The organism is Streptomyces sp. NPDC058289, assembly GCF_042880975.1.
GTDB lineage: Bacteria > Actinomycetota > Actinomycetes > Streptomycetales > Streptomycetaceae > Streptomyces > Streptomyces stoeckheimensis.
In genome coordinates this window covers 13,149-37,866 of the sequence record NZ_JBHVYI010000001.1, presented here as the reverse complement: position 1 = coordinate 37,866, position 24,718 = coordinate 13,149, and the positions used below count along the sequence as shown (strand labels likewise).

Genomic DNA, 24,718 nt, shown 5'->3' with positions numbered 1-24,718 from the left:
GGTCCTACATCTCCTCCGTGACGTAATGGTGAAGCCAGGTGCGGAACTCCGGGCCCAGGTCCTCACGCTCGCACGCGAGTCGGACGATGGCCCGCAGGTAGTCGCCGCGGTCTCCGGTGTCGTAGCGGCGGCCCCGGAAGACCACGCCGTGCACCGGGCCACCGACGGTCTCGTCGGCGGCCAGCTTCTGCAGGGCGTCGGTCAGCTGGATCTCACCGCCGCGGCCCGGCTCGGTCTCCCGCAGTATGCCGAAGATCGCCGGATCCAGTACGTATCGTCCGATGACCGCGTAATTGCTGGGTGCGTCCGCGGCGTCCGGCTTCTCCACGAGACCGGTGATGCGGACCACGTCCGCCTCGTCGGTGGGCTCGACGGCGGCGCAGCCGTAGAGGTGCACCTGGGAGGGGTCGACCTCCATCAGCGCGACGACGGTGCCGCCGGCCCTCTGCTGGATCTCCGTCATCCGGCGCAGCAGTGGATCGCGGGGGTCGATCAGGTCGTCGCCGAGGAGGACGGCGAAGGGTTCGTCGCCGACGTGCGGCTCCGCGCACAGCACGGCGTGGCCCAGGCCCCGGGGGTCGCCCTGGCGGACGTAGTGCATGGTGGCCAGGTCGCTGGACTCCTGGACCTTCTTGAGCCGGTCGTCGTCGCCCTTGGCGATGAGTGCGGACTCCAGCTCGTAGTTGCGGTCGAAGTGGTCTTCGAGAGCCCGCTTGTTACGGCCCGTGATCATGAGAATGTCGTCGAGGCCGGCCGACACGGCCTCCTCGACGACGTACTGAATGGCCGGCTTGTCCACCACGGGAAGCATTTCCTTGGGTGTGGCCTTGGTTGCCGGAAGGAACCGAGTGCCGAGGCCCGCGGCCGGGATGACGGCCTTTTTGATCACGGGGTGCAACTGAGTCATGAGCGGAACGATAGTCCCTCGTGCTGTGAGCCACGTGTGCTTCAGATGAACATGATCAGGTATACCCCGATAGAAAGTGATACGAGCCAACCGTGACAGCGAACCAGCCTTCGAGGGCCAAGGCGGACCTGCGCCGGGAACTCCTCGCGGCCCGCCGCGCCTTGTCCGCCGACACCCTCCGCACGACGGCCGAGGCCCTCTCCCGCTCCGCCCTGGAGCTACCCGAACTCAGCTCCGCCCGTACCGTGGCCGCCTACGTCTCCATCGGCTCCGAACCCGGCACCCGCGAGCTGCTCGACGCCCTGCGGGCGGCCGGCACCCGCGTGCTGCTGCCCGTCCTGCTGCCCGACAACGACCTCGACTGGGCGGCGTACGAGGGCCCCGACAGCCTGGCCGAGGCCGCGCACCCGGGGAAGATGCGGCTCCTGGAGCCCGCCGGTCCCCGTCTCGGCCCGGACGCGGTGACCGGCGCCGACGCCGTGCTGCTGCCCGGACTGGCCGTGGACCGGCGGGGAATGCGACTCGGGCGGGGCGGAGGCTCGTACGACCGGGTGCTGGAGCGGCTGGAGCGCGCCGGGGCGCATCCCGCGCTGGTCGTGCTGCTCTACGACGACGAGGTGGTCGCGCGGGTCCCGGAGGAACCGCACGACCACCCCGTCCGAGCGGTGGCCACCCCGTCGGGGGTGCTCCGCTTCAGCTCGTGAAGGCGACGCCGACCGTGCCCGTCAGGAACCCTCGGGCTGGAGGGTCAGGGTCTCGACCGTGGCCTTGTCCACGGCGTCCTTCCCGAAGGCCCAGTCCAGCAGTTCGCCCTTGGCCCACAGCGTCGTCTGGTCCGTGTAGTGGTCGTGGTACGCGTGCCCCGAGGCGCCCGTCAGGTTGATCCAGCGGGACTTGTCGAAGTCGGCGAGGTTCACGACCATCCGCATCGACGGCACCCAGGTGACCCCGTACCCGCTGGACGCGTTCCAGCCGGTCGCGTTGACGGTGGCCTCGCCGCCACCCAGGTTCCAGGGGCCGCGGTTGAGGAGCCACTGGAGGTAGCCGGGGCCCTCGGTGCCGATCGTCTGGTTCTTCAGCATCAGCTGGTGCATGCGGCCCCAGCTCCAGGTCGACTGGTCCTTGCCGAGCTTGGCGGTCAGCTCCCAGCGGGCGTCCTTCATGGCCCGCGCGAAGAGCTGGTCGCGGTTGGTGGTGGCGGCCGCGGTGCGGCCGACGGCGGGCGACTGCCACCAGGCCGAGTTCTCGTCCTTGACCAGGCGGCGGACCACCTCGAACCAGCGGTCCCCGCCGTCCGGCTGCGCCGAGTCGGAGCCGCGCTCACCGCATTCGCGGACCATCTTGGCGAGGTCGTCGGCCGGGCCGGTGGTCTGCTCGGGGACGTTCATGCAGCTGCCTTCGACCCGCAGCTCCTTGGGCAGCTTGTCGCCGAAGGCCAGCTTGAGGATGTTGCGCCAGACCGCGTTGAAGTACGCGGCGGCCGCCGAGTCGGGCTCCTGGGTGTAGTTCCAGCCGTCCAGCAGCTTCTGCGCGGAGCGGACGTCCGGGTCCGAGACGTCGATCTTGGCCAGCATCGGGGTCAGCAGCGCGGCGATCTCGCTGCTGTTGTCCATCTGCATGGTGCGCATGTCGTCGGTGGAGATCTTCCCGCTGTCCTTGATCTTCGCCTCGATGAGGTCGTTGATCCGCTGGCTGCGGGCGCCGTAGCCCCAGTCGGTGGTCAGCAGGTACGGGTACTTGCCCGCGCCCGTGCCGCTCTCGGTGACGGCCTGGTTCGCGGTCACGATGAAGCCGCGCTCCGGGTTGAGCGCCCACGGCATCTCGTCCTGCGGGACGTAGCCGGCGTTGCCGTCCTTGCCGCCCTTCCAGGCGTACTTGGAGTCCCAGCCGGGGGCGGGCATCTTGCCGTCGCCGGTGGTGCGGATCGGGATGCGGCCGGGGGCCTGGTAGCCGATGTTGCCGTTGGCGCCCTTGTTGTCCGCGTAGATCAGGTTCTGCGAGGGGACCTCGAAGTCGCGGGCCGCGGTGCGGAAGTCCTGGAAGTTCTTGGCCCGGTTGATCTTGAAGACGGCGTCCATCGACTTGCCCGGGTCCAGCGCGGTCCAGCGCAGGGAGACCCCGTAGCCGTTGCCGCGGTCGGGGGCGGCGCTGTTCACGGGGGCGCGGGCGCCGACCGTGGCGATCTCGTCGCTGCGGTCGGAGATCAGCGGGCCGTTGTTGGTGGACCGGACGGTGATCTTCTTCTCGCCGCCGCCGGCGATCTTGATGACCTCTTCGCGGGTGGTGAAGGGGAGCACCTTGTTGTCGTAGACGTAGCCCTCGGGCTTGACCTGCTCCAGGTAGAGGTCGGTGACGTCGGCGCCGAGGTTGGTCATGCCCCAGGCGATGTCGGCGTTGTGGCCGATGACCACGCCCGGCATGCCGGAGAAGGTGTAGCCGGCCACGTCGTACTGGCACGCGGTCGAGGCCGCCCGGCAGTGCAGGCCCATCTGGTACCAGACCGAGGGCAGCTGCGGGGAGAGGTGCGGGTCGTTCGCGAGCAGCGGCTTCCCGGTGGTCGTGTACCTGCCCGCGACGACCCAGGAGTTCGAGCCGATGCCGCTGCCGGCCGGGCCGAGGATCGCGGGGATCTCGTCGAGGGTGTCGGCCAGCGCGCCGAGCTGCGTGCGCAGCCCCACCGTGGCGCCCTGCGCGGTGGCGTTGCCGGCCAGCCCGGTCTGGGCGTCTGCGGCGGACCCGGTCTGCGTGGAGGTCTGGGAGCCGCTGGTGGCCCCGGAGCCCACGGGGCTGCCGGAGCCGGGACCGGCCGCGGGGGTGTACTTCCCGCCCTTGACGGTGCCGCCCTCGACGATCGGACGGTTCCGGTCGAAGGGGTACGGCGGGTAGAGGTCGTCGATCTGGGCCTGCGAGAGCTTGCCCGTCATCAGCGCGCGGTCGATCTCGTCCTGCATGTTGCCGCGCAGGTCCCAGGCCATGGCCTTGAGCCAGGCCACCGAGTCGACCGGGGTCCACTGCTCGGGCTGGTAGGAGTCGCTGAGCTTGAGGGCGGCGTGCTCGACGGAGAGGTCCTTGCCGGACTTCTCCTTCAGGTACGCGTTGACCCCGTCGGCGTAGGCCCGCAGGTACTTCTTGGTCTCGGCCGACAGCTTGGTGTCGTACTCCTGCTGCGCGACCTGGCGCCAGCCGAGCGTGCGCAGGAAGGCGTCCGTCTCGACCTGGCCGGCGCCGAACATCTCCGAGAGCCGACCGGAGGTCATGTGGCGGCGTACGTCCATCTCCCAGAACCGGTCCTGCGCGTGCACGAAGCCCTGCGCGCGGAAGAGGTCCTCGTCGGAGTCGGCGTACAGCTGGGGGATTCCGTTGGCATCGCGCTTGACGTCGACGGTCCCGGTCAGGCCGGGCACCTTGAGGGAGCCGGTGGTCTGCGGGAACGAGGCCCGCACGCTGTCCACGCTCCAGTACGCCCCGTACCCGAGGCCAGCGAAGAGCGCCAGCACCAGGACGAGCACGATCAGACGGGCGCGTCGTCCCTTCTTCTTGACGGAAGGGGCGGTTTCGTTGGCGGGCATCGCTGTCCTTAGAGGGGCAGGGTGGTCCTGGGAGTGCTGGGAGCAACCATAGGCGCAGGACCGGGTGCGTTGATCCGTCAGGGGTCGAGCTCATGACGACAGGTCATGAGGACAGAGCCCCTCAGGCGTTTCACAATGTGGCTATCGAGTAAAGGGCGCGTCAAAGATTAGGTAAGGTAACGAAGTACTTGCCGTCCGTGCCCGTGCCGGAACGATGCGTCAGTCCGACGTGCCCCGTTCCGTCATCGTCAGGCACGTCGAGGAAAGGGCCGCCCGCTGACTGTCCACACGCTGAATGAGCTCCTGCTGGTCTGCTCGCTCGTGCTGCTCGTCGCCGTGGCGGCGGTACGCGTCTCTTCGCGCAGCGGCCTCCCCAGCCTGCTCATTTACCTCGGCATAGGTGTTGCGATAGGCCAGGACGGCATCGGCAACGTCGTGTTCGACAACGCCGAGCTGACCCAGGTGATCGGCTATGCCGCGCTCGTGGTGATCCTCGCCGAGGGTGGCCTGGGCACGAAGTGGAAAGAGATCAAGCCGGCCCTGCCGGCCGCGATCGTGCTGTCGCTGGTCGGCGTCGCCGTCAGCGTGAGCGTGACCGCGGCGGGCGCGCACTACCTGGTCGGACTCGAATGGCGGCAAGCCCTGCTGATCGGCGCGGTCGTCTCCTCGACCGACGCGGCGGCCGTCTTCTCGGTCCTGCGCAAGGTCCCGCTCCCCTCCCGGATCACGGGCGTGCTGGAGGCCGAGTCCGGCTTCAACGACGCCCCGGTCGTCATCCTGGTCGTGGCCTTCGCCACCGTCGGACCGGTCGACCAGTGGTACGTCCTCATAGGCAAGATCGCGCTGGAGCTGGCGATCGGCGTCGCCATCGGCCTGGCGGTGGGCTTCCTGGGCTCGTACGGGCTGCGGCACGTGGCACTGCCCGCCTCGGGCCTCTACCCGATCGCGGTGATGGCGATCGCGATCACCGCCTACGCGGCCGGCGCGATGGCGCACGGCTCCGGCTTCCTCGCGGTGTACCTGGCGGCGATGGTGCTCGGGAACGCGAAGCTCCCCCACTGGCCCGCCACCCGGGGTTTCGCGGACGGGCTCGGCTGGATCGCGCAGATCGGCATGTTCGTCCTGCTGGGCCTGCTGGTCACCCCGCACGAGCTGGTGCACGACTTCTGGCCGGCGGTGATCATCGGGCTGGTGCTGACGATGGTGGCCCGGCCGCTGGAGGTCTTCGTCTCCCTGCTGCCCTTCCGGCTGCCCTGGCAGGAGCAGGCGCTCATGTCCTGGGCGGGCCTGCGCGGGGCCGTGCCCATCATCCTGGCGACCATCCCCATGGTGTCCGGGATCGAGGGCAGCGAGCGGGTCTTCAACATCGTCTTCGTCCTGGTCGTCGTCTACACCCTGGTGCAGGGGCCGACCCTGCCGTGGCTCGCGCGCAAGCTGAAGCTGGGCAACAGCGACGAGACCGCCTCCGACCTCGGGATCGAGTCGGCGCCGCTGGAGAAGCTGCGCGGACACCTGCTGTCCTTCGCGATCCCGCCCGCCTCGCGCATGCACGGCGTCGAGGTGAGCGAGCTGCGGCTGCCTCCGGGGGCTTCCGTCACGCTGGTCGTACGGGACGCGCGGAGCTTCGTACCGGCGCCGTCGACCGTGCTGCGGCGCGGGGACGAGCTGCTGGTGGTCGCCACGGACCCGGTACGGGACGCGGCGGAGGCGCGGCTGCGGGCGGTGGCCCGGGGCGGCAAGCTGGCGGGCTGGCTGGGGACCGGCGGGGACGGGGGCGCACCCGCGGGCGGGAAGGCCAAGGGCGCCGGGAAGGGCTCCGGAAAAGGCTCCGCCAAGCGCTCCGGCAAGGGTTAGAGCGGCGCTCTAATTCTGCATTTTCGATGACTTCTGTCCGCATTCACCCCTGTTTGAGTGGGACCTGAATGCGAAGTTCCAGTTAATCGCAGGTGAAGACACGCCCTGTAGCCCGAATCACAGGGCGTATCGGCCGATCTGCCTGTACGATTAAGGAACACACATCGAACCAACTCTGCCTGACGCAGAGCTGGCGCGACCGCAAAGCGGCCGTGGCACCCTCCCGCAGTGGGCGCCCAGGTATCACTCGGTTTTGCGCAAGAGGACAGCTCTCGGGGCTCCCACATGTACGGGTGCGATCGCTCACAAGGCGGCGCATCGTCCGCAGACGGGGAGTTCTACCAGGCAGCGGAAAGGCCAGGCCGTGACATCCGCGGTCACGACCGACAAGTCCGCCCCCTCCACCCGACCCGGCTACGGGCAGCTCCTGCGCACGCCCGGCGCCCTCGGCTTCGTTCTCCCGGGATTCGCCGCGCGACTCCCCTTCGGCATGCTGACGATCAGCATCCTGCTGCTGGTCCAGCACACCACCGGTTCCTACGGAAGCGCCGGCATCGTCGCCGCCTTCACCGGTATCTCCATGGCCGTGTTCGCCCCGGTCATGGGCAAGCTCATCGACCGCCACGGCCAGAGCGCCGTCCTGATCCCGGTGGCCCTCGCACACGCCACCGCCGTCAGCTCCCTGGTGGCGTTCGCGCTGCTGGGTGCGCCCGTCTGGGCGCTCGCACTGGCGGCCGTCCCCGCCGGTGCATCCGTCCCGCAGGTCGGACCCATGGTCCGGTCCCGCTGGGCGGCCAAGCTCGAGGGCTCCCCGCTGCTGCCCACGGCCGCAGCGTTCGAGTCCGTCACCGACGAGTTCACCTTCGTCGTCGGCCCGGTGCTCGCCACCGCGCTGTGCACCGGCATCAACCCGGCGGCCGGTCTGGTCACCGAGGCCGCGCTGACCCTGATCGGCGGCCTGCTCTTCGCCGCCCAGCGCGCCACGCAGCCCAAGCCCGTCGCCCGCCCGGCGCACGGCGAGAAGCGCGCCCCGGCCCTGTCGTTCCACGGCCTGCGCGTCCTGATCGTCGCCTTCATCGGCATCGGCGCCGTCTTCGGCGGCATGCAGGTCTCGCTCGCCGCCTTCTCCGAGGAGATCGGCAACCCGGGCGCCAACGGTCTGCTCTACGGCGTCTTCGCCGCGGGCAACATGATCGCCGGCATCGCCTGCGGTGCGATCGCCTGGAAGATCGGCCCGCGCCGCCGCCTGATCCTCGGCTACATCGGCCTCACCGCGGCCGCCTCGGTCCTGTGGGCCGCGAACTCGATGATCCTGCTGGGCGCGCTCGGCCTGGTCGTCGGTCTGTGCATCGCCCCCGCGCTGATCACCGGCTACACCATGATCGAGCAGCTGATCCCCGCCACCTCGCGGACCGAGGCCTTCACCTGGCTCACCGGAGGCGTCGCCTTCGGGCAGGCCGGTGCCGTGACCCTGGCCGGCCGCCTGACGGACGCGCACGGGTCCTCGTACGGGTTCCTCGTGCCGATGGTGGCCACCGTGCTCGCTCTGGCCATCCTGCTGGCGCTGCGTGCGAAGCTGGCCCCGAAGGCCCCGAGCCGGATCGTCAGCTCGTCCAAGCCGGCCGCTTCGGCCACCTCCGCGGCACCCGCCGCGGGTGTGAACGAGCGTGGTCTGGGTCACCGCGTGCCGGTGACGGTGGACTGATCCGCCGGAATACGTCACCATGGAGCGTCGTTAGCACTCATTGAGTGAGAGTGCCAGGAGGAAATTCGTGCCGACCTACCAGTACCAGTGCACCGAGTGCGGTGAGGGCCTTGAGGCCGTGCAGAAGTTCACCGATGACGCGCTGACCGTGTGCCCGAGCTGTGACGGACGCCTGAAGAAGGTGTTCTCCGCGGTCGGCATCGTCTTCAAGGGATCCGGTTTCTACCGGAACGACAGCCGCGGCGCTTCGTCGAGCAGCACCCCTGCCTCGAAGCCCGCGTCGACGCCGGCCGCCACCCCGGCCGCGTCCTCGTCCTCGACGGCGTCATCGTCCTCGACCTCGACCTCCTCGTCGTCGTCGAGCTCGTCGGCCGCCTGACGCGCTCCAAGGCTTCACCAGCTCCACCAGGTCCATCCGAGGCCCTGCCGTCCCCACGGGACAGCGGGGCCTTCGGCATGCCCCGTTAGGGTGGGCCGCATGGCGAATGCAGAGATCGGTGTCATCGGCGGATCGGGCTTCTACTCCTTCCTGGAGGACGTCTCCGAGATCCAGGTGGAGACGCCTTACGGGCCTCCCAGCGACTCCCTCTACCTCGGCGAGCTCGCCGGACGGACGGTGGCCTTCCTGCCCCGGCACGGCCGCAGCCACACCGTGCCCCCGAACAAGATCAACTACCGGGCCAACCTGTGGGCGCTGCGCTCCGTCGGCGTCCGCCAGGTGCTGGGCCCCTGCGCCGTCGGCGGCCTGCGCCCCGAGTACGGCCCGGGGACGCTGCTCGTTCCCGACCAGCTGGTCGACCGTACGAAGTCCCGCGCCCAGACCTTCTTCGACGGGGAGCCGCTCCCGGACGGCTCGGTCCCCAACGTCGTGCACACCACCTTCGCCGACCCCTACTGCCCGGTGGGCCGTTCGGTGGCGCTGGCGGCGGCGCGCGGACGGGAGTGGGAGCCGGTGGACGGCGGCACCATGGTCGTCATCGAGGGACCCCGCTTCTCGACCCGCGCCGAATCGCAGTGGCACGCCGCGGCCGGCTGGTCGGTGGTCGGCATGACGGGCCACCCCGAGGCGATCCTCGCGCGCGAGCTGGGGCTCTGCTACACCTCGATGGCGCTGGTCACGGACCTGGACGCGGGCGCGGAGACGGGCGAGGGGGTCTCCCACACGGAGGTCCTCAAGGTCTTCGGCGAGAACGTCGGGCGGCTGCGCGAGGTCCTCTTCGACGCGGTGGCCGCCCTGCCCCCGACCGAATCCCGCGCCTGCCTGTGCACCCACGCCCACGACGGCTGGGACCTGGGCATCGAGCTGCCGTAGCCGTGAACGACACCACTGACCGTCGGATCATCGTCGCCCTCGACTTCGACGACCGCGGCGCCGCCGAGGCCCTCGTGGCACGCATCGGAGGTGCCTGCGGCTTCTACAAGGTCGGCCTGGAGCTCCTGACCGCCGCCGGGCCGGACCTCGTACGCGGGCTCGTCGATCAGGGCCACGAGGTCTTCCTCGACCTGAAGCTCTTCGAGATCCCGAACTCCGTGGCCGGCGCCGTCCGCGCCGCGGGCGCCCTGGGCGCGTCCGTGGTGAGCGTGCACTCCATGGGCGGTACGGGCATCATGGCGGCCGCCGTGGACGCCGCGCGAGAGTTCCCGGGGCTACGGGTGATCGCGCTGACGGTGGTCACGAGCATGACCGGGAGCGACCTCGCCGACATCGGGATCGGCGCGGGCACCGACGAGCAGGTGCTGCGGCTGGCCCGGCTGGCGGCGGAGGCCGGATGCGACGGGGTCGTCGGATCGCCCCGGGAGGTCGGTCCGCTGCGGAAGCTGCTGGGGCCGGAGCGGCTGATCGTCACGCCCGGCGTGACGCTGCCGGGCGGGGAGGTGGGCGGGCACGCCCGCTCCGATACCCCGTGGGCCGCGTTCGCGGCCGGGGCCTCGCACGTCGTGGTGGGGCGCTCGGTGACCCGGGCCGCGGATCCGGTGGCGGCGCTGCGGAGGATCGCGGTGGGGCGGTAACTCCTGCGAGTGACGGGGATATCCACAGGCTGGGGATCCTCCACAGGGTCGAGCGGGATCCGGCGGGACGGCGGATCGTGAGGGACGTCCGGGCGCAGGGTCCGGGCGCCGGACTCCGTCCCCGGAGTCCGGGCTCACTCCGTCAGGTGGTGGCCGTCATGACCGCGAACTCCCGCGTCCCTTCCCTCTCCTCACCCCACACCCACACCCCGGTGCGCCCCTCGCCCGTTCCCCGACACCCCTCTTCCGCTACGTGTCCGCCCGCGCGCTCGGTTCCCCTCTTCGCCCCGCTCCGCGTGGGGCGCGCCGGGGACCGGCTGCGCAGGGCGGTGCGGCGCCGGCGGCGCGGGGCCGCGGCCGGGCTGGCCGTCGTGGCGGCCGTGCTGGCAGTGGGCGGCACCGAGGCGCGGGCCTCGCGCGGCTCCGCACCGCCCGCGGCGCAGCCCCCTCCGGCGGCGGTGCGGCTGGTGTCGGCACCGGTGCGCATCGCGGACGCGGCGACGGTACGGCTGCTGCGGCCCGGGGACCGGGTGGACGTGGTCGCGGCGGAGCGCGGCGGGCCGCCCCGGGTGGTGGCGGCGGGGGCCCGGGTCGCCGAAGTGCCCGCTCCGGAGCAGGGCGTTGGGGACGGTGGGGCGCTGGTGGTGCTGTCCGTTCCCCGGGACACCGCGCGGGCTCTGGTGGGGGCGGGGACCGTGTCCCGACTGGCGGTGACGTTGTGTTGAATCGTATGAACGTGCGGTCAAGTCACCGTGAGGTGAGGGTCGATTGGACACGCCTCACCCAAACTGCCGTAGCTTTCGGAACCGTTGGCTCCATGTTCGGCAGATACGAAGAAAGGCTCAGTGGTGAGCGAGAAGAAGAAGGTGAGCGTGCTGGAAGGCTTCAAGGCCTTCCTGATGCGCGGCAACGTGGTCGACCTGGCGGTGGCCGTGGTCATCGGCGCCGCGTTCACGAACATCGTGAATTCTGTCGTGAAGGGCCTGATCAGCCCGGTGATCGGCCTCGTCGGCACGCAGAGTCTGGACGCCTACAAGACCTGCATCAAGGATCCCTGTGGAACCGGCGCGGACGGCAAGCCGACGGGCGTGGAGCTCCTCTGGGGCTCCGTGCTCAACGCCACGCTGACCTTCCTGATCACCGCCGCGGTCGTGTACTTCCTCATGGTGCTGCCGATGTCGAAGTACCTCGCCCGGCAGGAGGCGCGCCGCAAGGCGAAGGAAGGCGTCCAGGAGACCATGGAGATCACCGAGCTGGTGGTCCTCAAGGAGATCCGCGACGAGCTGATCGCCCAGCGCGGCGTGGACGGCACGGTGCACTCCGGCGTGTCAGGGCCCCGGCTCTAGCCGGTCCGCCGGCTCAGACGTGGTGCGGGGGCTTCTCGTCGAGGAAGCGGGCCAGGTCGGCCGCGCTTCCGCCGGCGGGCGGCCGCTCGCCCCAGCCCCGGTCGGTGTCGTCCGAGGACTGCTGGTCCAGCGGGTCGCCGAAGTCCAGCCGCGGCTTCGGCCGGGATTTCGGCTCGGGCTTCGGCTGGGACTTCGGTGCGTGCGGGTCGGTGGCGGGGGCGTCGCTCATGCCTCCAGGGTACGGCCGCCCCCGCCGCCGGCCCCGCTCAGCTGGGAGCCTCGGCGCCCTTGCGGGCGTAGAACCACCAGCACACCACCAGGCACGTGACGTAGAAGCCGATGAAGAGCCACAGTGCGTTGGTGACGGCCATGGCCGCGAACATCGCGGGGATGAAGAAGAACCCGTAGGCCGCGATGGCCGAGGAGAAGCCGGTGACGGCTCCCGACTCCATCTCCGACTGCTTCAGCGCCGCTGCCTGCGCCTCGGGGCCTTGGCCCTCGACCGCCTTCATGTGCTGGTCGCGGAAGATCACCGGGATCTGCCGGAAGGTCGATCCGTTGCCCAGGCCGGAGAAGGCGAAGGCCACCAGGAAGCCGATGTAGAAGGGCCAGAAGTCGCCCTCCTGGCCTCCGGAGGGCAGCGCGAAGATCACCACGACGAGGGCCGCCGCCATGCCGACGAAGGACAGGATCGTGACCCTGGCTCCGCCGATCTTGTCCGAGAGCCAGCCGCCGCCCCAGCGCGTGAGCGCCCCGACGAAGGGGCCGATCCAGGCGTAGGTGGTGGCCTGGTAGCCCTGCGCCTCGAAGTTGTTCTTGATCAGCAGCGGCAGTCCGGCGGCGAAGCCGATGAAGGACCCGAAGGTGCCGACGTAGAGCCAGGTCATCAGCCAGTTGTGCTTGCGCTTGAAGATGATCTTCTGCCGACTGAAGGGGGCCGCAGCCACCTTCAGGTCGTTCATCAGGAACCAGGCGGCCAGCGCCATGATGACGAGCAGCGGCACCCAGAGGAAGGCGCCGTTCTGCAGCCAGATGTCGGTGTTCTTCTTCCCGTCGTGCTGGGGTCCGCCCGCCGGGGCGCCCAGGACGGCCGCGGTGACCACCAGCGGGGCGATCAGCTGGACCACGCTCACGCCCAGGTTGCCGAGGCCGCCGTTGAGGCCGTTGGCGCTGCCCTTCTCCCGCTTGGGGAAGAAGAAGCCGATGTTCGCCATCGAGGAGGCGAAGTTCGCGCCGCCGATGCCGCACACGGCCGCGATCAGGGCCAGCTCCCAGTACGGCGTACCGGTGTCCTGGAGCGCGAAGCCCAGCCACAGCATCGGCACGACCAGGATGATCGTGCTGAAGGCGGTGAACTTGCGCTCGCCGAACATCGGCCCGATGAAGGTGTAGAGGATCCGGAAGGTGCCGCCGGTGATACCGGGGATGGCGGTCAGCCAGAACAGCTGCGACTTCGAGAAGCCGAAGCCGACGTCGTTCAGCTTGACCACCGTCACCGACCAGACCTGCCAGACCACGAAGCCGAGCATCAGGGCCGGGATCGAGACCCAGAGGTTGCGCTGGGCGACCCGGTGGCCCTTGGACTGCCAGAAGCCCTCGTCCTCCGGCCGCCAGTCGGCGATGGTGGCCCCGGGCTTGTAGCTCTCTGCGCGGTGGCTGCGCGGTGCCGACGAAGTCGGCGTGGGTATCGACATGGTCATCGGTCCTTCGGGTCGAGGAGCCACAGTCCGATCACGACGAGGAAGGACAGGATCAGGAATCCCGCTCCCCACCAGGCCGTGCCGGTGTTCCCCTTCATCCACTCGTTGACGGTCACGGTCAGCGCCCAGAGCTGGCCGATCACGACCGTGAGGGCCAGGGCCAGGCGCGCGTTGAGTCGGGAGGAGCGCTCGGGCTCTTGCTCGGTGCCGGCTCCCGGGCCCGGGCCCGTGTGCCGGATCCGGGGGTCCCCGTACCCGCTGGTGGAGCGGATCTGCGGGTACCTCTCCTGCACCGGGCGGTTGAGCCGTGGCTGGGCACTGCCCGGGTGGTATTCCGGGCGGGGTGGCAGCGGTGTCTCGCTCATGTGGGCCTCCTCTCGGTGGTGCCCGCCCTGGCCGAGCCGGGGCAGCCCAGACGGGCGGACTCCACCGGGTGGGAGTCGCCGAACTGCCGGCAGAGCGCGTCCTTGGCCGGCTCGCCCGACCGTGCGGTGGCGACGGCCCAGACGCTGCCGTCGGCCTGCTCGGTCAGGTAGATCCTCGGCAGCGGGCGCGGCGGCGGACCGGCCGTCACCTCGCCGGTGCGGGCGTCGAAGACACCCTCGTGGCAGGGGCAGTACAGCTCCCCGTCGGGGCCTCGGTCCTTGCGCCACAGCACGCCGCAGGCCAGGTGGGTACAGACGGCGGAGTAGCCCACGAGGGAGCCGTCCCCCAGGCGCACGGCCAGGGCCCGGTCGTCCTCGCCGGGGAACCGGAAGGCCACGGACTGGCCGGGGGCCAGCTGGTCGGCGACCTTCTTCGGGTCGGGCAGGCCCTCGTTGTCGCCGTGCCGGTGCAGGATGCCCGCGGCGACGCCGACACCGCCGATGGCCAGGCCCCCGGAGACGGTGGCGACGATCCGCAGGTAGTCCCGGCGGGTGGTGAGGGAGTCGGCGCTGATCCGGTCGCGCAGCTGCTCGATCGCGGCGTCGGCGGCCGCTCCGCCGTCAGGGGCCGGACCTGGGTGCGGAGGGGGCTGTTCGGTGACGCTCATCGGACGTCCCTTCCGTTGATCTCGACGACGGGCAGGCCGCCGGGGACGGGCCACTGGACCTTGTCGGCGGGGACGACCATGGCCACACCGGTCTGGACGACGACGTCGCCGAAGACGAAGGAGTCGGCCACCTGGACGCCGGGGCGCTCCGCCTGGAGCTCTTCGAGGGTTCCGTAGAAGAGGGCTCCGGTCGGGCAGACGGTCGCGCACATCGGGGCGAGGCCGTAGGCGGTGCGGTCGTAGCAGAGGTTGCACTTCATCTGCAGCTTCGCCTGGAGGTCGATCTTCGGGATGCCGAAGGGGCAGGCGTTGACACAGTTGGAGCAGCCGATGCAGCGGGTGGTGTCGGCCTGCTGGACCACCCCGTCGGCGGTCACCAGGATCGCGTCGGCGGGGCAGACCTCGGCGCAGGGTGCGACCGGGTCCTCGCAGTGCATGCAGACGCTGGGGAGGGAAGCGACGGACATGCCGGGTTCGGTGTAGTCCAGGTGGATCATCGATTTGCCGCGGTGCGAATCGCACTCCCGGCAAGCAGAGACACATGCCTGGCAGCCGATGCAGCGACCCGGGTCGATGAAGATCGTGCGGCCCATCATGGCGGGTCAGCTCCTCTCCGCCGTGCCACGGCCCTGCGGGGACGTGGGGGGCAGGGGGTCGGTGCGGGAGACCTGGGCCTCCGGATAGGCCTCGCGGCCCGGCGGGGTGGGCGGGGCCGGCACCTCGTCGACCCGCTCGGCGGCCTCGATCCGGGCGGCGCAGACCTTGTACTCGGGGATCTTCGAGCGGGGGTCGAGGGCGTCGATGGTCAGGGCGTTCGCGGCCGTCGGGACGGGCCAGTGGTACGGGATGAAGACGGTGTCGGGGCGGATCGCCTCGGTGACCAGGGCCGGGAACACCTCGCTGCCGCGCCGGGTGACCACCCGTACCGGTTCGCCGTTGCGGAAACCGTGCGAGGGGTGGACCTCCACCCAGGGGCGGGGGGTCTGCTCGACGAGGGCGCCCAGGCGGCGGGTCTGGTTGCCGGAGAGGAAGTGCGCGACGGTGCGGCCGGTGGTGAGGGAGAGGGGGTACTCCTCGGTGTAGGCGTCCATGGGCGGATGCCATTCCACGACCTGCATGTGGATCTTGCCGTCGGGGTGGTAGGTCCGGCCGTCCTCGAACAGCCGGGGGGTGCCCGGGTGCTCGGTGGAGGGGCAGGGCCAGACGATCCCGCCGGTCTCGTCGAGGCGGTCGTAGGTGATGCCGTAGTAGTCGTTGACCGTTCCGGCGGAGGCGACGCGCAGCTCCTCGAACACCTCGCGGGAGCCGGGGAAGTCGAAGTGCTTCCCGGCGCCCAGCCGTCGGGCGAGCTCGCAGATGACCCAGGTGTCGGTGCGCACTCCGGCGGGCGGCTCCTGGGCCTTGTTGTGCTTGACCACGCGGGCCTCGGCGTTGGCCATCACTCCCTCGTCCTCGGCCCAGGTGGTGACGGGGAAGACCACATGGGCGTTGGCCGCGGTCTCGGAGAGGAAGAAATCGAACTGGGCGTGGAACTCCGCGGTGTCGTAGCCGTCCTTGACCACCGCGTAGTTCGGGAGGGAGACGAACGGGTTGTTGCAGATGCCGATGAGGCCGCGGATCTCCTTGCGCTGCATCTGCCAGACCATCTCCATCATGGAGGTGCCGGCGCCTGGGAGTTCGGACTCCTCGATGCCCCAGATCTGGCAGATCTGCTTGCGGTGCTCCGGATTGGTGATGGAGCGGCCGCCGGGCAGCAGGTCGGACTTCTGGCCGTGCTCGCGGCCGCCCTGGCCGTTGCCCTGGCCGGTGATGGTGCCGTAGCCGGCGCCGGGCTTGCCGATGTGGCCGGTGGCCACGCACAGGTTGATGACGGACAGGCAGTTCTCGACGCCCTGGGAGTGGTGCTCGATGCCGCGGGCGTGCCAGGCCATGGCCTTGTCCGCGCCGGCGAAGACGCGTGCCACCTGGACGATCTGCGAGGCAGGTACCCCGCAGATCTCCGCGGAGCGGGACGGCGGGTACTCGGCGACGGTCTTCTTGACCTCGTCCCAGCCGGTGGTGTTCGCGGCGATGTAGGCCTCGTCGGTGAGGCCTTCGGCGATGACCACGTTCAGCACGGCGTTGAAGAAGGCCGAGTCGGTGCCGGGCTTGAGCGCGACGTGGATGTCGGCAGTGCGGGCGATGGCCGTCTCGCGCGGGTCGATCACGATCAGCGAGGCGCCGCGGTCCCGCGCGCCCCACAGGTACTGGGTCATCACGGGGAAGCACTCCCCCACGTTCGACCCGGCGATGAGCAGGCAGTCGGTGAGGAGGATGTCGGAGAAGGGGTTGCCGGCCCGGTCGATGCCGAAGGCGAGCTTGTTGGCTCCGGCGGCGCTGACCATGCACAGCCGGCCGTTGTAGTCGACGTGCTTGGTCTTCAGCGCGACCCGGGCGAACTTGCCGACCAGGTAGGTCTTCTCGGAGAACAGGCTGGCTCCGCCGAGCAGCCCGAAGGCGTCGTTGCCGTGGGCCTCCTGGATGCGGCGGACCTCGGAGACGGTGAAGTCCAGGGCCTCGTCCCAGGAGCACTCCTTGAACTCCTCGTCCCGGGAGCGCCGCATCAGCGGGGCGGTCAGCCGGTCGGGGTGGTTGACCTGCTGGTAGGCGTTGATGCCCTTGGGGCAGAGCCGCATCCGGTTGATGTCGTGGTTGCGGGGTTCCACGCCGAAGACCTTGCCGCCCTTGTCCACGCGCAGGTACATCCCGCACTGCACGCCGCAGAAGCAGCAGTGGGTGGGGACCAGGGTCTCGCCGTTCTGGTCGGCGTGCCATTGGTCGGCGGGGATGCCGCCGGCGTCGCGGAAGTTGCGGGTGCCGGGCGGTGCGATGGAGGGGTCGATGGAGACGTGCACGGGCCGGGACGCGGCCTTGGCGGGGTCGGTCGCGGTCACTTGAAGCCCTTCTTGACTTGGGTCAGGTAGGCGTTGCCGCGCAGGACCCGCTTGCAGCGCGGGCAGTATTCGACGAAGGCGTTGAAGTCGAGGTTGAGGTCCTGCATGGTGCCGCGCAGGTTCTCCACGTACGGGGTGGTGTCGATGGGCTCCTCGCAGCGCTTGCAGAGGAAGACCTGCTCGTCCTGGCGGGCCGTGTACTTGAAGAGCTGCATGCCGACGGCGGCCGGGCGCTGGACGATGTGGAAGAACTTCCCGAACGGGATGTAGATGAGGGTGAACACCACCGACACCATGTGCAGGATCGCGAGGAACTCGTATCCGCCGCCGTGCAGGAAGATCGAGGAGAAGGTCAGCAGCAGACCGGTCACGGAGATGACGATCAGGCAGATCAGCGGCAGCAGGTCGTAGGCGAAGCGCTGGCCGGTCATCGCGCCGCGGTCCTTCATCCGCCGGTACAGGAAGTACGAGGCTCCGGGGATGACGAGGACGGCGGCGATGTCCAGGCCGTGGAACATCAGCCAGCCCAGGATGTTCAGGGAGTTGAATCCGAGGACCTTGATGCCCCAGATCCGCATCTCGTACCCGGGGCCCGTCGCGCTGTCGCCGGTGAAGGTGAACCAGCCCCAGGTCAGCGGGAAGGTGATCGCCGCGGCGAGGAGGCAGCCCCAGAACATCAGCTGGTGGGCGATCCAACGGGGGCGCGAGCGGGCGCCGAGGAACTTCTGGAAGCCGAGGTAGGTGGCGATCATCTTCGGCACGGCGGTGGGTGCCTTGCGGAAGTTGTCGACCGAGAAGAAGCTGCCGAAGCCCTTTTTGAACAGGCGGCGCGCGCCGGGGGCCGAGACCCACACGGTGTACCGGTAGGCCACGCCGAAGGCCAGGAAGACGGTGGCGACGGCGTAGGGCAGCAGGGCCGAGTCGAAGTCCCGCAGCAGCCTGCTGCCGAGCACGATCGCGACGATGAGCAGGAGCGAGACGACGGTGCCGGCCAGGGTGGCCCGTGCGGTGACGGACCGCCCGGCCTGCGGCGGGGTCTCGGGCGCCGGTGGGGGCGCGGCGTCGATGACATCTGAGGGCTCGGACACAGCACCACGCTAGGTGGTCTGTACTGATTCGGCCCGTTATGCGGAGCTTACCGGTGCGCCGTTCGAGTGATGACTCGGGCGGGCCCGCGCGCGGGCTCCCGCCCCTCAGACCGCGTTCAGTCCCTGCGCGGCGAAAATGGCCTTCGCCTCGGCGACCTGTCCGGCGGTCGGCGACGGCGTGTCGTGGAGTGTGAACTTCATGTCGAGCGCCTCCCACTTGCTCTCGCCGAGCTTGTGGAAGGGCAGTACGTCGACCCGCGAGACGTTGCCGAGGGTCCCGGCGAAGGCGGCGACGCCCTCGACGTTCTCCCGGGCGTCGGTCAGTCCCGGCACCAGCACGAACCGCAGGTGCACTTCCTTGCCGAGGTCGGCGAGGCGGCGGGCGAAGTCGAGGGTGGGCTCCAGCGGGCGACCGGTCACCTTCTTGTACGTCTCGCGGTCCCAGGACTTGATGTCGAGCAGGACCAGGTCCACATCGCGCAGCAGTGCGTCGGTGGCGCGGGCCCCGAGGAAACCGGAGGTGTCCAGCGCCGTGTGCAGTCCGAGGTCGTTCTTCATCCGGTGCAGCAGTTCGCCGGCGAAGACGGGCTGGAGCAGCGGCTCGCCGCCGGAGATGGTGGCGCCGCCGCCGGAGGCGGAGATGAACTTGGTGTACTTGCGGGCCTCGGCGATGACGTCGTCGGCCGAGGTGCGCTTGCCGTTGCGCATCCGCATGGTGTCGGGGTTGTGGCAGTACAGGCAGGTCAGGGGGCAGCCGGACAGGAAGGTCACGAACCGGGTCCCGGGGCCGTCGACCCCGGTGGACAGGTCCCAGGAGTGCACCGTGCCCTCGCTCGGCCGCTGGGTCGCGGCGGCGGCGGGCGTCTGGCCGGCGCTCACGCTGATCGCGTTGGCGTGGCCGACGGGGAGGCTCGTACCGAACAGGACGGTCATGGCAGGTGCTCCAGCTTCCAGATTCCGTGGGCTGATCTGGTGACGCGCGGTCCCGGGGCCGGGTGAGGGCCGGCCCCGGGCCGCGCGTGCTCGTGGGTCTCTCGAGGGTCAGAGAGAGCCGTGGAAGGTGCGGTTCAGCACGTCGAGCTGCTGAGCGCGCGTGAGGCGGACGAAGTTCACCGCGTATCCGCTGACGCGGATGGTGAGCTGCGGGTAGTTCTCCGGGTGCTCCATGGCGTCCATGAGCGTGTCGCGGTTGAGCACGTTCACGTTCATGTGGAAGCCGTCGACCGCCATGTAGCCGTCGAGGACGCCCGCCAAGTTCTTGATCCGCTCCTCGGGGGTGCGGCCCAGGCCGTCGGGGGTGACGGTGTTGGTCAGCGAGATGCCGTCCTCGGCGTCCTCGTACGGGAGCTTCGCGACCGACAGCGCCGAAGTGACGTAGCCGTGGGTGTCGCGGCCGTTCATCGGGTTGGCGCCCGGGGAGAACGGCTCGCCGGCGCGGCGTCCGTCCGGCGTGTTGCCGGTCTTCTTGCCGTAGACCACGTTCGAGGTGATGGTCAGCACCGACTGGGTGTGCTCGGCTCCGCGGTACGTCGGGTGCTTGCGGATCTTCTTCATGAACTCCTCGACCAGCCAGACGGCGATCGAGTCGACACGGTCGTCGTTGTTGCCGTAGGCCGGGTAGTCGCCCTCGATGGTGTAGTCGGTGGCGAGGCCGGTCTCGTCGCGCACGGCGGTGACCTTGGCGTACTTGATGGCGGCCAGCGAGTCGGCGGCGACCGAGAGGCCGGCGATGCCGCAGGCCATGGTGCGGCGCACGTCGCGGTCGTGGAGCGCCATCTCGATGCGCTCGTAGGCGTACTTGTCGTGCATGTAGTGGATGACGTTCAGGGCGTGGACGTAGGTGTCGGCGAGCCACTCCATCTGCTCGTCGAACTTGGCCATGACCTGGTCGTAGTCCAGCACCTCGGAGGTGAGGGCTCCGGTGGACGGGCCGACCTGGGCTCCGGACTTCTCGTCGCGGCCGCCGTTGATCGCGTAGAGCAGGGTCTTGGCGAGGTTCACGCGGGCGCCGAAGAACTGCATCTGCTTGCCGACCGGCATGGCCGAGACGCAGCAGGCGATGGCGGTGTCGTCGCCGAAGCGCGGGCGCATCAGCTCGTCGGACTCGTACTGCACCGAGGAGGTGTCGATCGAGACCCGGGCGCAGAACTCCTTGAAGCCCTGCGGGAGCTGGGGCGACCAGAAGACGGTCATGTTCGGCTCGGGGGCCGGGCCGAGGTTGTAGAGGGTGTGGAGGTAGCGGAACGAGGTCTTGGTGACCAGCGGACGGCCGTCCTCGCCCATGCCGGCGATCGACTCGGTGACCCAGGTGGGGTCGCCGGAGAAGAGCTCGTCGTACTCCGGGGTGCGCAGGAAGCGGACGATGCGGAGCTTGATGATGAAGTCGTCGACCAGCTCCTGGGCCTGCTCCTCGGTGAGGATGCCGGCCTCGATGTCGCGCTGGAGGTAGACGTCGATGAAGGTGGAGGTGCGGCCGAGCGACATGGCCGCGCCGTTCTGCTCCTTCACGGCGGCCAGGTACGCGAAGTACAGCCACTGGATGGCCTCGCGGCCGGTGGTGGCCGGGCCGGAGATGTCGTGGCCGTAGGAGGCGGCCATCGCCTTGAGCTCGGCGAGGGCGCGGATCTGCTCGGAGAGCTCCTCGCGCAGGCGGATCGTCTCCTCCAGCGAGCGGTTGCCCGCGGGGAGGGAGTTGATCTCCTCCTTCTCCTCCTTCTTGACGGCGATGAGGCGGTCGACGCCGTAGAGCGACACGCGGCGGTAGTCGCCGATGATGCGGCCGCGGCCGTACGCGTCCGGCAGGCCGGTCACGATGCCGGCCTTGCGGGCGGCGCGGATGTCGGGGGTGTATGCGTCGAAGACACCGGCGTTGTGGGTCTTGCGGTACTCCGTGAAGACCTTCTCCAGGTCGTCGCAGACCGGGTAGCCGTAGGTCTCCAGAGCGCCGGCGACCATGCGCCAGCCGCCGTAGGGCATGATCGCGCGCTTGAGCGGGGCGTCCGTCTGGAGGCCGACGATCAGGTCCTTGTCGCGGTCGATGTAACCGGGGGCGTGCGCGGTGATCGACGACGGGATGTCGTACGAGACGTCGTAGACGCCCTTTTCGCGCTCCTCCGGGAACTTGTCCGTGATCGCCTTCCACACGGCGGTGGTGCGCTCGGTGGGGCCGGCGAGGAAGGCGTCGTCACCCTCGTACGGCGTGTAGTTCTGCTGGATGAAGTCGCGGACGTCGATGGCGTCGCGCCACAGACCGCCCTTGAAGCCGTTCCAGGCCTCGCCGTTCTTCGTGGTTTCCGCAGGGGTGGCAGTCATCGCCCGCACCTTCCGAGTCGCCTCATTGCTTGTATCCATTGCACGCCTTTTGATCGATCATTTGGCGCCGCGTTGGTCCCGAGCTGGGGCCCGAAAGTCCCCTGATCCCCGGCCCCAAGGGTCTCCCATCACGGTTGACCTGGCACTTTGAGCAGGTCAAAGGTCCATCGTGCGCTTGTGAAAACTTTCACAAGATTCGGGGAAAGGTCTGCCGGAGCACGCGGAAGAGAGCCGAACCGGTCAGACAATCTGAACCAGGGCGAAGCCTGTGGATACCGCGACGCACGTGGTGATCAGGCCGGGCAGCATGAAGGAGTGGTTGACGACGAAGCGGCCGACGCGGGTGGTGCCGGTCCTGTCGAAGTTGATCGCCGCGATGAAGGTGCCGTAGGTGGGGAGGAGGAAATAGCCGTTCACGGCGGGCCACATCGCGATGAGGAGGGGGGCCGGGATACCGAGGGCGAGCCCGAGGGGCATCAGCGCCTTGGTGGTCGTGGCCTGGCTGAACAGCAGCGCGGAGAGGAGCAGCAGCATGATCGCGAAGAACCAGGGGTGGTCCTGTGCGACCCCGCCGAGCGCACCGGTGATGCGGGTCTCGTTGGCGCCGATGAAGGACAGCCCCAGCCACGACAGCCCGAAGACCCCGATGACGGCGACGAGGCCGGACTTGGCCACGTCCGTGCCGGGTATCCGCTTGGCGTCGACCTTGCACAGCAGCAGGATCAGCGCGCCCACGGCCATCATCAGGATCTCGATGGTGGCGGGCATCGAGAGCGGCCCCTTGGCCGTCTCGGGGCGGAGCGCCGGGAAGAGTCCGCTGAGGACGACGGCGACGGTCCCGCCGAGGAAGAGGTACGCGGACCAGCGCGCCCGCGGCCGCAGCGGCGGGGCGGCTTCGGCCGGGGCCGGAGCCTCGATCTCGCCTGCGGCCAGCCGGCGCAGGTACTCGGCGTCCTGCCCGAGCTCCTTGCCGATCCGGGACTGGACGGTGGCCGCGACGAGCACGCCGAGCAGCGTGGACGGCACGGCGACGGCCATGATCCGGGGCAGGTTCCAGCCGTCCCCGTCGAACATCACGATCATGGCGGCCATGGCCGCGGAGACGGGCGAGGCGGTGATACCGAAGGTGGCAGCGATGGAGGCGACCGCGATGGGCCGCTCGGGCCGGACGCCGCCTTCGCGGGCCACGTCGTGGATCACGGGGAGCAAGGGGTAGAAGACGTGGGCGGTGCCGGCGCCCAGGGTGAAGGCCCAGGACACGAGGGGAGCCACGTAGACCACCCGGCTGGGCTTGCGGCGGATCGCCTTCTCGGCCAGTCCGACGAGGTAGTCGATACCGCCGGCCGCCTCCATCGCCGCGGCGGCCATGATCACCGCGAGGATGATCAGCATGACGTCGACGATGCCGGAGGTGTCGGCGGGGGTGACCCCGAAGAACGTCGCGAGCACGAAGACCCCGACGGCTCCCCAGAGCCCCATGGCGACCCCGCCCTTGCGGGACCCCAGAGCGATGGCCGCCACCATGACGGCCAACTGCAGGAACATGCCGAGCACTGGCGTGGCCTTTCAGTCTGTTGCGGTGTTCCGTCGCGGACGCTCCGACGGCGGCCGAAATCCAGCCCCTCCGGCGTTTGAGGACGGGGGTCGGGGGCGGGTCTCAGCCCGGGGCGGGGTCCCGGGCCGGACACCGAGAAGCCCGGGTGGGGTCGGGTTCCGCCCGTGCAGCGGCCCCGCACCCCACCCGGGCTGACAACCAGAGGCCGCGGCCTAGCTGGGCGCCTCCGCGCCCTTGCGGGCGTAGAACCACCAGGCCACGACGACGCAGCTGGCGTAGAAGCCGACGAAGCCCCACATCGCGCTGGTCACGGCGAAGTTGGCGAACATCGCCGGGATGAAGAAGAAGCCGTAGGCGGCGATGGCCGCGGTGAATCCGGTCACCGCACCCGACTCGATCTCGGCCTGCTTGAGCGCCTTCGCGTACTGCGGGGTGCCCTCCGTCAGGCCCGCGAGGTGCTGGCCGCGGAAGATGACCGGGATCTGCCGGAAGGTCGAGCCGTTGCCGATGCCCGAGAAGAAGAACGCCGACAGGAAGCAGAAGAAGAAGCCGTAGAAGGAGCCGGTGTCGGAACCGGCCGGCAGGAAGGTGATCACGCCGATGATCGACGCGCCCATGCCCACGAAGGACAGGATCGTCACCCGCGCGCCGCCGAACTTGTCGGCGATCCAGCCGCCGGCCCAGCGGGCCAGCGCGCCGAGCGCCGGGCCCATCCAGGCGTAGGTGGCCACGGAGTACGCCGGGAAGGTCGTCTTGATGAGCAGCGGGAGCGCCGCCGCGAAACCGATGAAGGAGCCGAAGGTGCCGACGTAGAGCCAGGTCATCAGCCAGTTGTGCTTGCGCTTGAAGATGATCTTCTGCTGGCTGAAGGGGGTGGAGGCCACCTTCAGGTCGTTCTGGCCGAACCAGGCGACGGCCGCGAGGACGATCAGTACCGGCACCCAGACGAACGCGGCGTTCTGGAGGTAGATCTCCGAGCCGTCCGCCTTCTTCTGGCCCGAGCCGATCGCCAGGACCGAGGTGGTGATCAGGATCGGGGTGAGCAGCTGGACCACGGAGACGCCCAGGTTGCCCAGGCCGCCGTTGATTCCGGTCGCGTTGCCCTTCTCCTGCTTCGGGTAGAAGAAGCCGATGTTGGCCAGGGAGGAGGAGAAGTTGGCGCCGCCGATGCCGCAGAGCGCGGCGATGGCGACCAGCGTGCTGTAGGAGGTGGTGGGGTCCTGCACCGCGAAGCCCAGCCACAGCAGCGGCACGATCAGCACGACGGTGGAGACCGCGGTGAAGCGGCGCTGACCGATCATCGGGCCGATGAAGGTGTACAGGATGCGGGCGGTACCGCCCGTGATGCCGGGAACGGCGGTCAGCCAGAACAGCTGGGACTGGGAGAAGCCGAAGCCGACGTCCTTGAGGTTGGTCGCCGTGATGCTCCACACCTGCCAGACCACGAATGCCACCAGCAGGGCCGGCACCGCGATCCAGAGGTTGCGGGTGGCGACCTTCTTGCCGGTGGTCTGCCAGAAGGACGGGTCCTCCGGCGTCCACTCCGTGATCGTGCGACCGGGGCGGTACTGCGCCGGATCGGGCGCCTGCACTCGGCCGGTCGCCGCGCGCGCGTCCTGCTTGGCGGAACTCATGGCATGTCCTGAATGTTCGGAGGGGTTGAGAAGAATGAAGCTGAAAGCCCTGACCTTCTTAGGGTCCGCCTA

At 69.7% G+C, this 24,718-nt stretch carries 21 protein-coding genes; 8 read left to right on the top strand and 13 right to left on the bottom strand.

Going from position 1 to position 24,718, the window contains the following annotated elements; all coding sequences use genetic code 11:
- Positions 1 to 4: 4 nt before the first annotated feature.
- Positions 5 to 907 carry a UTP--glucose-1-phosphate uridylyltransferase GalU gene (gene galU / locus ACFVX6_RS00170; RefSeq protein WP_389686322.1) on the bottom strand — a complete coding sequence of 301 codons (903 nt, stop codon included), beginning with the start codon at positions 905 to 907 and terminating at the stop codon, positions 5 to 7.
- A 92-nt stretch (positions 908 to 999) separates the two neighbouring features.
- Between galU and ACFVX6_RS00165 the strand changes: the two genes are divergently transcribed.
- A complete protein-coding gene (locus tag ACFVX6_RS00165) occupies positions 1,000 to 1,611 on the top strand; it encodes a 5-formyltetrahydrofolate cyclo-ligase (protein ID WP_389686320.1) in 612 nt (203 codons plus the stop codon).
- A gap of 21 nt (positions 1,612 to 1,632) precedes the next feature.
- On the opposite strand, the gene ACFVX6_RS00160 is transcribed toward ACFVX6_RS00165, so the two are convergent.
- A complete protein-coding gene (locus ACFVX6_RS00160; protein ID WP_389686318.1) occupies positions 1,633 to 4,476 on the bottom strand; it encodes a penicillin acylase family protein in 2,844 nt (947 codons plus the stop codon).
- 321 nt (positions 4,477 to 4,797) lie between these two features.
- Between ACFVX6_RS00160 and ACFVX6_RS00155 the strand changes: the two genes are divergently transcribed.
- The 7 genes from ACFVX6_RS00155 (at position 4,798) to mscL (ending at position 11,391) form a co-directional block, all read left to right on the top strand.
- Positions 4,798 to 6,330, top strand: a complete 1,533-nt coding sequence (locus ACFVX6_RS00155; RefSeq protein ID WP_389686316.1) for a potassium/proton antiporter — start codon at positions 4,798 to 4,800, stop codon at positions 6,328 to 6,330.
- 364 nt (positions 6,331 to 6,694) lie between these two features.
- The gene (locus ACFVX6_RS00150; protein WP_389686314.1) at positions 6,695 to 8,035 is read left to right on the top strand and encodes an MFS transporter; all 1,341 of its coding nucleotides are present in this window, start codon (positions 6,695 to 6,697) and stop codon (positions 8,033 to 8,035) included.
- A 67-nt stretch (positions 8,036 to 8,102) separates the two neighbouring features.
- A complete protein-coding gene (locus ACFVX6_RS00145) occupies positions 8,103 to 8,414 on the top strand; it encodes an FmdB family zinc ribbon protein (RefSeq protein WP_327253141.1) in 312 nt (103 codons plus the stop codon).
- Between the two features lie 99 nt (positions 8,415 to 8,513).
- Positions 8,514 to 9,347 carry an S-methyl-5'-thioadenosine phosphorylase gene (locus tag ACFVX6_RS00140; protein ID WP_389686312.1) on the top strand — a complete coding sequence of 278 codons (834 nt, stop codon included), beginning with the start codon at positions 8,514 to 8,516 and terminating at the stop codon, positions 9,345 to 9,347.
- Between the two features lie 2 nt (positions 9,348 to 9,349).
- A complete protein-coding gene (gene pyrF / locus ACFVX6_RS00135) occupies positions 9,350 to 10,045 on the top strand; it encodes an orotidine-5'-phosphate decarboxylase (RefSeq protein WP_389686310.1) in 696 nt (231 codons plus the stop codon).
- Positions 10,046 to 10,203: 158 nt separating this feature from the next.
- Positions 10,204 to 10,770, top strand: a complete 567-nt coding sequence (locus ACFVX6_RS00130; protein ID WP_389686308.1) for a hypothetical protein — start codon at positions 10,204 to 10,206, stop codon at positions 10,768 to 10,770.
- 123 nt (positions 10,771 to 10,893) lie between these two features.
- Positions 10,894 to 11,391 carry a large conductance mechanosensitive channel protein MscL gene (gene mscL, locus ACFVX6_RS00125; protein ID WP_389686306.1) on the top strand — a complete coding sequence of 166 codons (498 nt, stop codon included), beginning with the start codon at positions 10,894 to 10,896 and terminating at the stop codon, positions 11,389 to 11,391.
- Between the two features lie 13 nt (positions 11,392 to 11,404).
- Here the strand turns inward: mscL and ACFVX6_RS00120 are convergent, their stop codons facing one another.
- From ACFVX6_RS00120 to ACFVX6_RS00070, 11 genes are all read right to left on the bottom strand, one after another.
- A complete protein-coding gene (locus ACFVX6_RS00120; protein WP_389686304.1) occupies positions 11,405 to 11,620 on the bottom strand; it encodes a hypothetical protein in 216 nt (71 codons plus the stop codon).
- A gap of 37 nt (positions 11,621 to 11,657) precedes the next feature.
- Positions 11,658 to 13,085: a NarK family nitrate/nitrite MFS transporter gene (locus ACFVX6_RS00115; RefSeq protein ID WP_389686303.1), complete on the bottom strand. Its 1,428-nt coding sequence runs from the start codon at positions 13,083 to 13,085 to the stop codon at positions 11,658 to 11,660.
- A gap of 2 nt (positions 13,086 to 13,087) precedes the next feature.
- The gene (locus ACFVX6_RS00110; protein WP_389686301.1) at positions 13,088 to 13,456 is read right to left on the bottom strand and encodes a hypothetical protein; all 369 of its coding nucleotides are present in this window, start codon (positions 13,454 to 13,456) and stop codon (positions 13,088 to 13,090) included.
- Positions 13,453 to 14,124, bottom strand: a complete 672-nt coding sequence (locus ACFVX6_RS00105) for a ubiquinol-cytochrome c reductase iron-sulfur subunit (protein ID WP_389686299.1) — start codon at positions 14,122 to 14,124, stop codon at positions 13,453 to 13,455. Before ACFVX6_RS00105 ends, ACFVX6_RS00110 begins: the two co-directional genes overlap by 4 nt.
- Positions 14,121 to 14,720 (bottom strand): 4Fe-4S dicluster domain-containing protein, encoded by a 600-nt coding sequence (locus tag ACFVX6_RS00100; protein WP_243335392.1) that lies wholly within the window; start codon positions 14,718 to 14,720, stop codon positions 14,121 to 14,123. The genes ACFVX6_RS00105 and ACFVX6_RS00100 overlap by 4 nt, the downstream gene beginning before the upstream one ends.
- Before the next feature lie 6 nt (positions 14,721 to 14,726).
- Complete coding sequence (locus ACFVX6_RS00095) at positions 14,727 to 17,057, bottom strand: molybdopterin oxidoreductase family protein (protein ID WP_389686297.1); 2,331 nt, start codon at positions 17,055 to 17,057, stop codon at positions 14,727 to 14,729.
- Positions 17,054 to 18,145 (bottom strand): MFS transporter, encoded by a 1,092-nt coding sequence (locus ACFVX6_RS00090; RefSeq protein WP_389686295.1) that lies wholly within the window; start codon positions 18,143 to 18,145, stop codon positions 17,054 to 17,056. Before ACFVX6_RS00090 ends, ACFVX6_RS00095 begins: the two co-directional genes overlap by 4 nt.
- Positions 18,146 to 18,250: 105 nt before the next feature.
- Positions 18,251 to 19,078: a pyruvate formate-lyase-activating protein gene (pflA, locus tag ACFVX6_RS00085; protein WP_389686293.1), complete on the bottom strand. Its 828-nt coding sequence runs from the start codon at positions 19,076 to 19,078 to the stop codon at positions 18,251 to 18,253.
- 108 nt (positions 19,079 to 19,186) lie between these two features.
- Entirely contained in the window at positions 19,187 to 21,457 is a 2,271-nt protein-coding gene (gene pflB, locus ACFVX6_RS00080) for a formate C-acetyltransferase (protein WP_389686291.1), read from the bottom strand.
- Between the two features lie 240 nt (positions 21,458 to 21,697).
- The gene (locus ACFVX6_RS00075; protein ID WP_389686289.1) at positions 21,698 to 23,002 is read right to left on the bottom strand and encodes an anaerobic C4-dicarboxylate transporter family protein; all 1,305 of its coding nucleotides are present in this window, start codon (positions 23,000 to 23,002) and stop codon (positions 21,698 to 21,700) included.
- Between the two features lie 222 nt (positions 23,003 to 23,224).
- Positions 23,225 to 24,646 carry a NarK family nitrate/nitrite MFS transporter gene (locus ACFVX6_RS00070; protein WP_389686287.1) on the bottom strand — a complete coding sequence of 474 codons (1,422 nt, stop codon included), beginning with the start codon at positions 24,644 to 24,646 and terminating at the stop codon, positions 23,225 to 23,227.
- Positions 24,647 to 24,718 lie beyond the last annotated feature (72 nt).